At 59.0% G+C, this 12598-nt stretch carries 9 protein-coding genes, 1 tRNA gene and 1 pseudogene; 4 read left to right on the forward strand and 7 right to left on the reverse strand.

From position 1 onward, the window contains the following. Positions 1-624: 624 nt before the first annotated feature. Positions 625-1290: a hypothetical protein gene (locus FCT00_RS06965; RefSeq protein ID WP_138422374.1), complete on the forward strand. Its 666-nt coding sequence runs from the start codon at positions 625-627 to the stop codon at positions 1288-1290. A gap of 53 nt (positions 1291-1343) precedes the next feature. On the opposite strand, the gene FCT00_RS06970 is transcribed toward FCT00_RS06965, so the two are convergent. From FCT00_RS06970 to FCT00_RS06985, 4 genes are read right to left on the reverse strand one after another with little or no spacing between them, the layout of a single operon-like run. Continuing rightward, complete coding sequence (locus FCT00_RS06970) at positions 1344-2063, reverse strand: M48 family metallopeptidase (RefSeq protein WP_138422375.1); 720 nt, start codon at positions 2061-2063, stop codon at positions 1344-1346. Further along, positions 2053-5118, reverse strand: a complete 3066-nt coding sequence (locus tag FCT00_RS06975; RefSeq protein ID WP_138422376.1) for a type I restriction endonuclease subunit R — start codon at positions 5116-5118, stop codon at positions 2053-2055. Before FCT00_RS06975 ends, FCT00_RS06970 begins: the two co-directional genes overlap by 11 nt. Before the next feature lie 45 nt (positions 5119-5163). Continuing rightward, complete coding sequence (locus FCT00_RS06980) at positions 5164-6435, reverse strand: restriction endonuclease subunit S (RefSeq protein ID WP_138422377.1); 1272 nt, start codon at positions 6433-6435, stop codon at positions 5164-5166. Next, positions 6435-8867 (reverse strand): type I restriction-modification system subunit M, encoded by a 2433-nt coding sequence (locus FCT00_RS06985; RefSeq protein ID WP_138422378.1) that lies wholly within the window; start codon positions 8865-8867, stop codon positions 6435-6437. Before FCT00_RS06985 ends, FCT00_RS06980 begins: the two co-directional genes overlap by 1 nt. A 225-nt stretch (positions 8868-9092) precedes the next feature. Between FCT00_RS06985 and FCT00_RS21810 the strand changes: the two are divergent. Both FCT00_RS21810 and FCT00_RS06995 read left to right on the forward strand, forming a co-directional pair. Next, positions 9093-9248: pseudogene (locus FCT00_RS21810) on the forward strand (excisionase family DNA-binding protein); the annotation flags it as partial. Between the two features lie 17 nt (positions 9249-9265). Then, the gene (locus FCT00_RS06995; protein WP_138422380.1) at positions 9266-10249 is read left to right on the forward strand and encodes a tyrosine-type recombinase/integrase; all 984 of its coding nucleotides are present in this window, start codon (positions 9266-9268) and stop codon (positions 10247-10249) included. Between the two features lie 69 nt (positions 10250-10318). Here the strand turns inward: FCT00_RS06995 and FCT00_RS07000 are convergent. The 3 genes from FCT00_RS07000 to FCT00_RS07010 all read right to left on the reverse strand — a co-directional run bounded on the left by FCT00_RS07000 (position 10319) and on the right by FCT00_RS07010 (position 11780). Continuing rightward, positions 10319-10395, reverse strand: a tRNA-Pro gene (locus FCT00_RS07000). Positions 10396-10440: 45 nt separating this feature from the next. Beyond that, entirely contained in the window at positions 10441-11397 is a 957-nt protein-coding gene (locus FCT00_RS07005; protein WP_138422381.1) for a DMT family transporter, read from the reverse strand. 62 nt (positions 11398-11459) lie between these two features. Next, on the reverse strand, positions 11460-11780 hold the full coding sequence (locus FCT00_RS07010) for an NIPSNAP family protein (protein ID WP_008332183.1): 321 nt from the start codon (positions 11778-11780) through the stop codon (positions 11460-11462). Positions 11781-11891: 111 nt separating this feature from the next. Between FCT00_RS07010 and FCT00_RS07015 the strand changes: the two genes are divergently transcribed. Further along, on the forward strand, positions 11892-12575 hold the full coding sequence (locus FCT00_RS07015) for an ArsR/SmtB family transcription factor (protein WP_171042915.1): 684 nt from the start codon (positions 11892-11894) through the stop codon (positions 12573-12575). Positions 12576-12598: the final 23 nt, after the last annotated feature.

The following is a 12598-nucleotide window of genomic DNA, read 5'->3' on the forward strand; positions in this document are numbered from 1 at the left end:
GCGGACCAGCGCTGCCTGCAACACGCCGCACGGATTAGGTTTCTTACACCGGCTTGTTGGTCCCAAGTCCTGACGATCAAGTCCGTGAGAATGGAGGACATGGCGGATGACAGTCACCTAGGATGGACATGCTCAATCCGCACAGGCGCGCTGGGGAGCGCTCAGTGCGTCAACCTGATGCTGGCCGCTATCGGGTATCAAAAAGATCGCTGGTCGCGCCCTACGAGCGGCTCAGCCAGCCTGGCAGCGCATGACGTCGCAGGTTCTAGATCAAGCAGCGCGCCGGTGACGATTTTCAGCGGGCCGGACGCGCGTTTCGCTTGAGGGCACTGCCAACAGCCGGCTACGTCACCATTGAGCGCCGAGTCGTTCCTTCGCGAGCCGGAGAAGCGTTCCGGAAAGAGGAGCTTCCGTCTACTTTATGTTAGTAGTTAGAAATACCTATTATCTATAATAATACTATAAGTAGTTACGCGGCTTTGGGAGCATAACGGAAAGAGGAGTCTCCGGCGTTCAGGAGTTCCTTCTACTTCTGTTTTCAGATACCGGTTCGCCTCCGAGATTTGGCAAGAGAGGGATTTTCATGTTTGTGTAGGCCTACACAAACATGAATTGCTGAAAACAATGCTTTTTTACGTGCTTCTTAGCTATGGCGCAAAGCCGCATGGATCTATCGATGACCATCCGGCTGCGCGAAGTCAACTTCGGTTGATCCGCCGAATCGAAGAAAAGCACGCGATCCCGGCGAAAAAGATCTGTTTTGACTATGCACGAAGAATAGCCAGTATTGATGATTTACCAAATCTCACGACTTTGCTTGATTTTGTGTTGCTTCACCCAGGGGTCAAAGTCCGAATCGACGACCTTTCGCGCCTCTTCCGCATCACAGACCTCGGCAAGCGGGAAGCGCTTCTATCGAGTTTGCGACACTACGAAGCCGCCATCTTCTCAATTCGCCACGGTTTGGCACTGAAAGATTTCTCATCTGAGCAGAGTCATAACCTCCTGCTGCACCCGGAAAAGTCGAAATCTCTAGCACTGCAAGGCCGCCCGGGGTGGACCGACGAGGCCCAACAATCGTCCGCTGCCATCCGGAGAAAAAGCGCACATGCGAACGCTTTAGCATTGGATCGCATTCGTGAAGAACTCCGGCGCGCGGGTGATCGAGATACCTTGAAGAACATTGCCGCAAGAGCAAATGGCGCCGGCCTCTTGACGCGCCGCGGCAAGAGATGGAGCGAGCAGAACGTCGCGCGCGCGCTCAAGATGCTGGACAAAGAACGGCCTTGAGGATGTGGAGTTCATAGCGCTGCGGCCTGGAACAGTTCTTGTGACACAGAGACCTATTCGTCCCAAGCGCGCAGCGGCATCGCGTTCAGCTCGGAGCGGACGCGACGCCATCGCGGAAAGTGGTGGTCAACGAGGTCCCGAAACACGTCGTCATGCTTGTGAGAAACGAGGTGAGCTAGCTCGTGCACAATGACGTAGTCCAGTGCCTCTTTCGGCTTCGCGGAGAGGTCTAAATTCAACCAAACTAGGCGTTTTTTGTGATTGCAGCTCCCCCACTTCGTCCGCATTTCGCGGATGCCCCAAAACGATGGCGCAACGCCTATGCGCTTAGACCAGAGATCCACGCGCGGCCCAGCGGCGCGCCGGAGTTCTGATCGCCGCCATGACGTCATCCACCGTTTTCGATCTGCCGCACTTGCGCCATTCGGAACCTCAAATACCATACGTTCAGAGGCTGTGGTGAAGAGCTTCGCGCCTTTCCTCTTCGTCTCGATGACCTCGAGGCGATAGGGCCGTCCGAATACGAAATGGGTTTCTCCAGAAACGTATCGCCGCACTGTCTGCCGTTCTTGCGCCAGGAAGGATCGGCGTTTTCGGTGTATCCAGTCTGTGCGCATCAGCACTGCCATCTTGACCGCGTCGATGCTCATTTCTTCGGGAGCTGACACGCGCACCTGCCCATCTGGCGGATACACTCCAACATGCAGATTCTTGATTCCCTTACGACGCACTTCGATCGCCGTCTCGCCGATATGGAAAACTTCAATATTCATCTTGGTTCTTCAAAATCTCAAGGATGAGCTCGACCAAGTCCTCATCCGCCAAGACTGCTTCCAAACTACGACGCACTCGGCGTTCCTTCATCAGGTTCCCACGCCAGCCAAATTGAGCGGATGTCTTTATCGCGTCATGGATTTTCTGAGCAAGATCTACATCGCGATCAACGTTATCAAAGATGGCTTTGAGGCCCGGCGTGTTGATTTCATCTGGATACGTGTCGCCATGCCCCGCCTTGGCGTCGCGCACCAGTGCCGCGATCTTCTCCAGATACTCGGCGTATTCGATGGCATCGCTTTTCCGCATAGCGACCAAGTCCGATAGAAGCTCCGACATTTTCTCATAGAATTTTGGGTTCACCGGAGTTTCATCAATGATGAGCTTGCGGACGTTATTTTCGATTGCTTCAGCTGCGTTCTCGCGCTTGCCAGCGACACGTCTTTCAATCTCCTCGGCTGATTGGGCGCCTTTGCTCGCCACGAGGTCGACAAGGCTAATTTCGTCGAGGTCCGATATCTTCTCGGACGCATCAGCTCTGATGTATGTGTCGATAAGATGCCGCATCGCCGGCTCGAACTGCTTCATGTCGACGGCGTCGCCACTATGCAGCCGAACAGCATCACGTATGGCGATTGCCCGTTCGACTTCTTTTCGGAAGTCGGCGATCTCCAGATCGTTGAAGCCGGATTCCGCTGGGTCAGCAGCGACGTTCCCGAATGCCCGCGCGTATTTGCCCACCAGGTTATAGAGCACCTGTCTGCGCTTCGATTTCTCATCTGCGTCAGGATCGGAGTCGATACCATGCGGGCTTGAAAAATAGCCATATATCTCATCGTCGCCGCGTGGTGGGTCGACAAGGTCGAGAAGAGCGAGCCAAGCTTCTCGAGCAGCATGAAGGTCTTCGTTCGCTTTTTCCGCCCGGTCAGCAATGAGCCCCTCGACGTCATGTTTCTCGAACGCGTCGAAAGCTTCGGATGTGTAGTCTTCGACCGCGCCTTCGATGTTCTTGAACAGGTCCTTGTAGTCGATGATGTAGCCGTAATCCTTGTCATCCCCATCCAATCGGTTCACGCGTGTGATGGCTTGGAAAAGGCCGTGGTCGCGCATCTGCTTGTCGAGATAGATGTAAGTCGCCGTCGGGGCATCGAAGCCTGTAAGGAGGCGGGAGACGACGATGATGAGCTTCATCTGCCCCGGCTCTTTTTTGAACTTCCTCAGGGCTTCTTCTTCGTAGTCGGCCTCTGACTGATTCCCCAGCAGGTCGTCATAGACGCGATGAACATACTGTTTGTCTGTCTCGCCCATGCCAGTCTCTTCGCCGGTGATCTCCGACGCCCCCCGCACATACGACGTGACGATCGCGCATTTGTCGGCGAGAACGGTGCCGGAGTTTTTGAAGACCTCGAAAAACTTGCAAGCTTCGGGGATGGATCCTGCCACTAACATCGCGTTGCCGGAACCTGACATGAGGCGCGGCTTGGTGCTCATGTCGAAAACGATGTCCGCGGCGATCTGTTTCAGGCGATCTTGACTCGACAGCACCTTCTGCAAAGTGCCCCACCTCTGCTTGAGTGTCGCTTTGGCCACCGGCGTCAAAGCGCGCGTGTTCGTCTCGAACCACTGGTCGATCTTCTCTGGCGAGGTGATGCGCTGATCGATGTCGCGCGCCTCGTAGCGCAGGTCGAGCACGACGCCATCCTCGACCGCCTCGTCGAAGCGGTAAGGAATGCCGATGTAAGGGCCGAACGTCTCGAGCGACGTCGCCTTGTCGTCCTTCAACAGCGGCGTCCCTGTGAAGCCGATGAACATCGCTTCGGGCAGCACCTGCCGCATCGCGCGTGCGAGCTTGCCCGACTGCGTGCGGTGCGCCTCGTCGATGAAGACGAAGAAGTCTCCGACCGGGGCGCCGATATTCGCGGACTTGATCTGCGAGATCAGCTCGCCCATCTCGTCATCCTCGCGCTTACCGAACTTGTGGATCAGCGAGCAGATAACGCGGTCCACCGGATCGGCCAAAGCTGCCATCAAGTCGTCACCGCTGCGCGCCTTCCGCACCTTGTCGCCAGTGTCGCCGAAGACCGTCTCGATCTGGTCATCGAGTTCCTTGCGGTCGGTCAGGAGCAGCACGCGCCCATCCGCATGGTTCTCACGGATCCAGCGCGCCAGCATTACCATGATCAGGCTCTTGCCGCTCCCTTGTGTCTGCCAGATGATCCCGCCTTCTCGGGCCTTCACACGCTCCTGAGCGGCCTTCACGGCGAAATACTGGTTCGGGCGGGCGACCTTTTTGATCCCCGCATCGAACAGGATGAAGTCGTAGATGAGTTCAAGGAACCGCCCCGGTTCCATCATCTGCGTCACGTCGCGATCGAGGCGCGAGGTGATGTCGCTCTCTTCCTTCCACTTAAGCCAATAGGGCTCCGGCGTCTGGATCGTGCCGTAGCGCAGCCCCTCGCTGTCGTTGCCTGCAAAGACCATCTGCACGGTGGTAAAGAAGTGGCGGATGAACTCGGCCTTTTGGTTGTCCAGCGTCTGGCGGATGCCCTCGGCAACGCCCACGGTCGAGCGTTTCAACTCGACGACACCAAGGGCGATCCCGTTGACAAAAAACACCAGATCGGGCCGCTTGTTGTAGGCCTTGGCGGTCTTGCCCTTGATCGCAACCTCTTCGGCGACGCCGAAGTCGTTGGCGGTGATATCGTCCCAATCAATGACCTTGACCGTGATCGGGGCTTTGTCGTCGCGTTTCACGTCTACGCCGTAGCGCAGGGCGTCGTAGAAGACCTTGTTGGCCTCGTAGAGCTTGACGCCTTCCATCCGCGCCTCGCGTTTGAGCTTGGTGATCGCCTGAGCGACCACCTCCTCCTCGTAGCCGCGGGAGAGGAGCCAAGGGCGCAAAAGTTCATCCTCGATATTGGCGTTGCCCTCACGGGTGTGCCAGTCCCCGAGATAACGCCAGCCGAGGCCGCCGGGACCGTCCGTCTGACGGTCGGTCAAAAGGCCGATCAACCTGTTCTGCGCCCGGCGCTCCGCCTCTCCGATCTGTGGCATCCCTCGTTACTCCCTCATGCTAAAAATACGTCTGTGAAATTATTGTCAGACCAGCCTGATCCGTCCGGTCAAAAGGTTCTGCATCATGCCCTCCTTCATCTGCCGCGCTTTTTCGAGGCGGTTTTGGAGAGCTGCGATTTCGGCGTCCATGTCTCCAAGGATTTGGGAGATGGCTTCCTGTTCCGCCAGCGACGGGAGCGATACCGCAAGCTTCCTCACGTCTCTATTGCTGATCGCCGGATAGTTCGATCCTGCGATGAGTTCGTCAATCTGACGGCCAATAATGCTGCTCATGATGAGTTCGAACAGGTATCGAGCAGAGCAAAGCTCCGGTCGCACCCGGAGAACTGCGAAACCGGTCGAGCCAATCCAGTCTTCACCCTGCTGCACGAACAGATGGTGTGACTGCAAATTTGGCCTGACTGTCCCCAGCAAGACATTATTTTCTCGCAAGATTCTCCTCGCTCGGGAAGGTGCATCTGCGAACTTCGTTTCGGACCACCCATTGAGCGCCCCACGATTCACATCTTCCAGCGAGATATACTTAATGATCCGGTCTTTCGGGGTGCCCGCACCGAGAGCTTCGGGGTCGACTGAGGCAATGTCTTGGATTGTTGTTTCCATCCACACCCCCGAGAACCCTGGAAGGCGGCGCTTGGCAGTCAGGAGGTCCTGCATCGCGCCCTGCTTGATGAGCCGCTTCTTGGCAATCAGCCGCTCCAGCCCCTCAATCAACGCATCCGCATCCGAAAGCGCCTCCGCGATGGCTTCCTGTTCTTTCAGTGAAGGAAGCGGCACTGCGTAGTTTCGCAGAATACTCAAATTCGTGTGCGGCACACCTGTCTGAATGGCGCTATCCAGAATTTGCTTTTGCCCAGCGAAGCTCGCAAAATAGTGTAGTAGATAAGGCTTATGGATAACCTCGGAGTTTGCACTTAGCTTCATTTGGCTCTGGGAAATCAGGTATTTCTCGAAAGGTGCCTCTGGAACAATGGCAACCTGTCCCAGCGTCCCCCGCTGTGTGAAAACCACATCACCTGGACAGGCCATGTTCGCAGCGAGGATTTTGCCTTTCGCCTCAGAAACGAAAACAAAATCACCTGACACGGTGGATGCCGACATGTTCGCACCACGAACCACGGGAATACCGGCGGGAACATAGTCGGTTGAGACGAGATCCGATCCGAAAGGCCCCCCAACGATCGCATTGGGTTTACGATCAACAATGTCGGAAACAGAAACAACTTTCCAATCGTCTGGAATTGTGCCGATGCAAGAGCGACGAATGAGGTTCGCACGGATAGCTGTCTGGCCCATCAGTTGAAGCCCATTGCAGCCAAGTGCCCGGTCACCTTCTTGGCAAGCTCGTCGACTTTCCCTCCCATCTCGGGCAGCGTGTGCCCATACCGCTCCGTCAGCACCCGAACCCGGGCCGTCATCTGCTCAGTCCGGGCCTCGATCTCTGCCTCGATCAGCTCGGCGATGTCGGTCAGCCATTTGTCATCCACGACCAGCGCGCGGATCTCTTCCTCGGTCAGTTCGGGGTATTTCTTCAGCGTGGCCGTGGTCAGCGCCTCCTCGGCTTCCTTGACCGCTTTCTTCGCCGCCGTCTCCGCCGTCATCAGCTTGGCCACCTGTTTCAGAAGCGTTGCTTCTTCCGGCTCGGCCTCGCCGGATTTCTGGCGCGCCTTGACCGATGCCGCGGTCAGCTTGCCCGCTTCGGTCAGCGCATCGGCCAGCAGGCCGCCCTCGATCCCGTGCTCTTCGACCAATTCCTCGATCTCGCGACCGAGTTCCTCGGCCTTGACCTGCGCGCCATCTACAGCCTGCTGTAATTCAGGGAAGAAGCGCGCGACGATCAGCCGGGGCGGGATGACATCGGCCACAAGTCGCACCTTGTTCACCGTCAGATCGGCCTCTTCCAGCCATTTGACCTTGGTTCCGTCGGTCTCCTTGCGCGCCTCGCGCAGATCTTTGGCGGCCTCCCAACCTGCATCCGCGATGATGAACACATCGTCCTGCATCGTCTCGGCCCAGTAGGACATGAGCCGCTGATAGGCCTCATACTGGTCGATGAGCGGCGCTTCGGCAAAGCGGGCCAGAATGTCCTCGCCGATCGTGTGGATCAGCGCCTTCGGTCGATCCCCGGGCTGGATACTCACGAGGGCAGGGCGGTTTGCCTGCGCCCAGCCATCGAGGATGCCGTGCACGTGTTCGCGGAAGGCTTCGAACTCAGGGTGGTTGCGGATGGTGCTACGCACATCCTCAGGCTCGACCAATGGGTCGGAATACCCCTCGCGCGGGTTCGGGCCGAACAGGGTGGTGCGCACGCCCGGCATCACATCCCAGAAATCCGACAGGAGGTCGAGGTCGCGATCCGGCACGCCGCCCTTGAGGTGCGCTTCGATGTCCTGGAGGTCCTCAGGCTCGGACCCGTCGATGTAGCGCGGGATGTTCAGGTTGAAGTCGTTGCGCGTGATCTCATCGTAAGGCACGAGCCGCGAGTATCCGGCAATCTCGGCCTCCCTCGTGTAGGCGTCGACGATCTTGTGGATGTCGCGCTCGCGCAGCCGGTTCTTGTTCCCGTCCTTCATGAAACCGCGGGATGCGTCGATCATGAACACGGGGCGATCGGTGGTCGAGCCGGACTTGTCGAGCACGATGATCGAGGCGGGGATGCCGGTCCCGTAGAACAGGTTCGCGGGCAGGCCGATGATCGCCTTGATGTATCCCCGTTTGAGGATCTTTTCGCGCAGCTCGGCCTCTTTGTTGCCGCGGAAGAGCACCCCGTGGGGTAGGATCATCGCGCCCGAGCCCGTGGCTTTCATCGACCCGAGCATGTGGAGAAGGAACGCGAAGTCTCCGTTTTTCTCCGGCGGCATGCCCAAGTCAAAGCGACCAAACTGTGTCGCTTTGGTCAGGCCAGAGTTCCACGCTTTTGATGAGAAGGGCGGGTTGGCGACAACGAAGTCAAAGGTCTGGATCGCGGTATCCGATACAAGGAACTGCGGCTCGCCAATCACGTCGCCCGGCGCAATCTCGGCATCCTCCCGCCCGTGCATGATCATGTTCATCTTCGCCAGACCGCGCGTCGTGATATCGAATTCCTGACCGTAGATGGTCAGCCGGACATCTGCGGCATCCGCGGCCTTGAGCAGCAGTGACCCGGAGCCACATGTGGGGTCGTAGACAGTCTGCTGTGGGCTGGTCGCTCGGTTCACTCCTGCGACGGCCGCGACGACACGAGAGACCTCGGCCGGCGTGTAGAACTGGCCTTTGCTCTTGCCGGACTCAGTCGCGAAGTTGCGCATGAGGTATTCATATGCGTCGCCCAAGATGTCGTCGCCGTCTGCGCGATTGCGTGTGAAGTTAAGTTCCTCACGGCTGAAGATGTCGATGAGCGCAGTCAGGGTCTTGACCTTCTTCCCACCACTGCCGAGCTTTTCACTGTCGTTGAAGTAGGCACGGTCGACGATGTTGGCGAGATCGTTCACTTCGGCGATCGCCTTGATCGCCTCGTCGATACCCTCGCCGATATTGGGCTTGTTCCGGAGGTTGCGAAGATCCGAGAACGAACAGCCTTCGGGCACTTCGATCAGCGCGTCTGGCTGGCCCGCGCGGTCAGAGACGTATTTCACGAACAGCAGCGTGAGGATGTAGTCCTTGTAGAGGGACGCATCCATCCCCCCACGCAGCTGATCGCAGCTGTCCCAAAGTGACCTGTAAATGTCGCTTTTCTTGATCGCCATACTTACCCCAAGCCTTCTGTTATGTGCGACACGCTTTTCGCGAGCTTATCCGACACAACTTCTTTTCGGTTTCAGTTTCAACAGGCTGAAGCCTAACGAGGCTTCATGGTTCACGTCCGCCTCTTGTTGGGCCCCATCCGCCTGGGCATGTGGCGATCACAGATCACGCATCTGTGAAGTTTGAATCAGCAGTTCCTCGTCGCCAGCGCTATAGCAAATGCAGTCATGACGAAAGGAGAGCAACAAGTGTCCCCGCCCTACACACCGAAGACCTTGGCTGAGCGATGGAGTTGCAGCGATGAGACTGTGCGCAAGTTGTGCAAGAGCCATGATCTGGGTCACTTCCTGGTCGGCAACCAGTTCCGCATCCCCGTTGAAGCCGTAGAAGAGTATGAGAAATGCAGGAATACAGTATCGGTCGTCTCAAGGACCGCTTCGTCGTCTATTGGTATGAGCCAGGTGGAAATCGACGCAGGTTTCGCCTTGAAGCGGACGATCGGGAAAGTGCAGAGGCCGAGGCCCGCGACCTCGTGCTCGCATACGCAGCAGAGAAAAGCGAGCTGACCGTCAGATCGATCTGGAACGCGTATAGTGATACAGTCGTCGGTCGCCCGGTGCACGACAGTATGGAATTCACGGGACGTTCAGTCTTGCCGTGGTTCGGTGCGTTTCGCCCTGACCAGATTACTGTGCAGGACTGTAAGGATTATGCAGCAGATCGAAGGCGTGCACGGATCAGCGACGGCACGATCTGGACGCAGCTCAACAAATTGAGAACCTGCCTCAACTGGGCAGCAAAGACTGGCTTGATTGAGAGGGCGCCCCATATCGAACGTCCCAGCAAGCCTGCACCCAAAGAGCGGTATCTGACACGTAACGAGGTTAAGCGGTTGCTGAGTGCTGAGTGCGCGCCGCACATCAAGCTGGCCATTAGGCTTATGCTGGCGACGGCCGCGAGGGTGACGGCCGTGCTAGAGCTGACTTGGGATCGCGTGGATTTCGAGAAGGGGCAGATCAATCTGCGTGCTGGCGATGAACGCCGGAAAGGGAGGGCGATCGTGCCGATGACGAATGGCGTTCGTGCTGCTCTTCTTGAAGCGCGCAAGGCCGCTCTGTCAAACCACGTCGTGGAATGGGGCGGTGGGCCGGTGAAGTCCATCAAAAAGGGTTTCAAGGCTGCTGCCGCGGCGGCCGAGTTGTCTGATGTGTCGCCGCACGTGCTGCGCCACACGGCGGCCGTGCATATGGCCGAAGCCGGCATTTCAATGGACGAGATCGCCCAGTTCCTCGGTCACTCTGACACGCGGATAACGGCCTCGACGTATGCGCGCTACAGCCCGGAGCACCTTCGCAAAGCGGCGAGCGCGTTGGAGTTCGACTAAGCCCAGGTTCAACGAACCGCAGAGCACTGTCTAAAAACAAAAAAGGCGCCCTAAGGCGCCTTGTTTATCTGGTCGGAGTGAGAGGATTCGAACCTCCGACCCCTGCCTCCCGAAGACAGTGCTCTACCAGGCTGAGCTACACTCCGACCGTGGCGGGCGGGATAGCCCACGTTGCCTTGCTTGGCAAGGGGTTATTCGGCCGGTTCGTGCGGCCGCGAACGGCGCAGGATCGGTGATATGCGGAAGCTTGCCGCCGTGGCCCCGCGCGACCGGGTTCTCAGCACCGGGGTCTGCGAGTCCGCGCCCAGCCGCGCTTCGCGGAAGACGATGTAAAGACCCGAAAAAATGATGATCCCGGCACCAATCATCGTGGCGGTTTCCAGGGATTCACCGAAGATGACGAAGCCGAACACACTGGCCCAGATAATCTGCGAATACTGCATCGGTGCGACGATGGCGGCCTCGCCGTTCTTGTAGGCCGCGATCAGCACCAGCCCCGCCACGAATCCTAGCGCCGAGATCACGCCGAGCCCGCCCAGATGTTCGATCGGCATCGGCTTGTAGACGAAGGCGAGCAATATGCCCATCAGCACGAAATTCGAGGCCATCGGATAGAGCATCAGCACCACGGGCCGCTCGTCCCGCCCGATCTTGCGCACGATGACGCTGGCCAGCGCGTTGCACACCGCCGACGTGATCCCGGCGAGGTGGCCGAGCGTCAGATCGGTCGCGCCGGGGCGCAGCACGACCAGCACCCCGATCAGCCCGACCACGACCGCACCCAGCCGGTGAATGCCGACACGCTCGCCCAGCATCGGGATCGACAAAAGCGTGATGAGAAGCGGCGAGGCGAACAGCAGCACATAGGTCTGCGCCAGCGGCAGAACCGAAAACGCGTAAAACGCCGTGAACCCGGTGATCGACGCAAGCACGGTGCGCAGCGCCGTCCACCACGGATGAACCGGGCGCAGATGTCCCGCCGTCGCATCCTTCATCAGCATGAACGTCACCAGCGGGAACGAAAACAGCGTCGAGAAAAAGATCAGCTGGAACGGGGAATAGGTCCCGCCCAGGAACTTGATGATGACGTCATGCGTCGCATAGAGCGCGAACGCCAGAAGGGCGTAGAGCGGGCCTGCAAGGTTCATGGGAATGCTCCGTGGTTGCGGTCATCCCAACCCCGTTTTCGCGCCGCATGCAAGTCGTCCGGTCAGGGTTTTCCGTGCGGAGCGGATGCCAGCCGAAGAAATGTGCGGTCTTCCCGCCGAATGAACTTTCTTTGCATGGCGAAGTCGTAGTTCTCGCGCCCCAGCGGGTCTGCCGCCAGTTTCGCGCGGTAGTCCTCGTATGCGGCGAGCGACGGCAGGGAATAAACCCCATAGGCCAGGGTGGACGAGCCTTCGTGCGGGGCGAAATAGCCGATCAGGTCGGCCCCGCAGCGCGGAATCGCCTGACCCCAGTTGCGGGCATAGGTCTCGAAATCCGCCTTTTGCGTCGGCTCGATCTCGTACCGGATGAAACAGGTAATCATGGTCGGGTCTCCTTTCGCGCCGTTCTGCCACGGCGGCGTGCACCGATGTTTCGGCCCGGACCGAAGCGTCGCGGCTTGTCCGACGCGGGGCGCGCGTCCACTGTCGCGGATATGAAGGAAGGCCCCGACATAACCCGCATTGGCGCGATGATCGGCGACCCGGCCCGCGCCAACATGCTGACCGCGCTGTTGGCGGGCCGGGCGCTGACCGCCGGTGAACTTGCGCGCGAGGCCGGGGTGGGCGCGGCGGCGGCCAGCGAACACCTGCGCAAGCTTGAGGCGGTCGGCCTCATCGCCCGGCTCAAGCAGGGGCGGCATCACTATTTCCGTCTGGCCGGTGACGAGGTCGCGCAAATGCTCGAAGCGGTCGCGGGCCTTGCCGCGCATCACGGCCACCTGCGGAACCGGCCTGGGCCGCGCGACCCCGAACTCCGGCAGGCGCGGGTGTGCTACGACCATCTCGCGGGCACGGCCGGGGTGCGGATCTACGACAGTCTTGCGGGACGGGGCGGGTTCGTCCTGACGGCGGACCGGATCGACCTGACCGATGCGGGGCGCGCGCGTATCGCCGCGCTGGGCATCGACCTCGCCCTGCTCGAGGCCAAGCGCCGCCCGCTCTGCCGCACCTGCCTCGACTGGTCCGAACGCCGCACGCATCTGGCGGGCAGCCTCGGCGCGGCGCTTCTCGACCGGATTATCACCCTGAAATGGGCGACCCGCGCACCCGAGGGGCGCGCGGTTCTGTTCTCAGCGGCGGGAGAGCAAGCCTTTCAGGATGCTTTCCCATTGATTTAGAAAAAGAAAACCCTCCGCGCGTT

Origin of the sequence: Maritimibacter alexandrii, from assembly GCF_005871115.1 — a bacterium.
GTDB classification, from domain to species: Bacteria; Pseudomonadota; Alphaproteobacteria; order Rhodobacterales; family Rhodobacteraceae; genus Maritimibacter; species Maritimibacter alkaliphilus.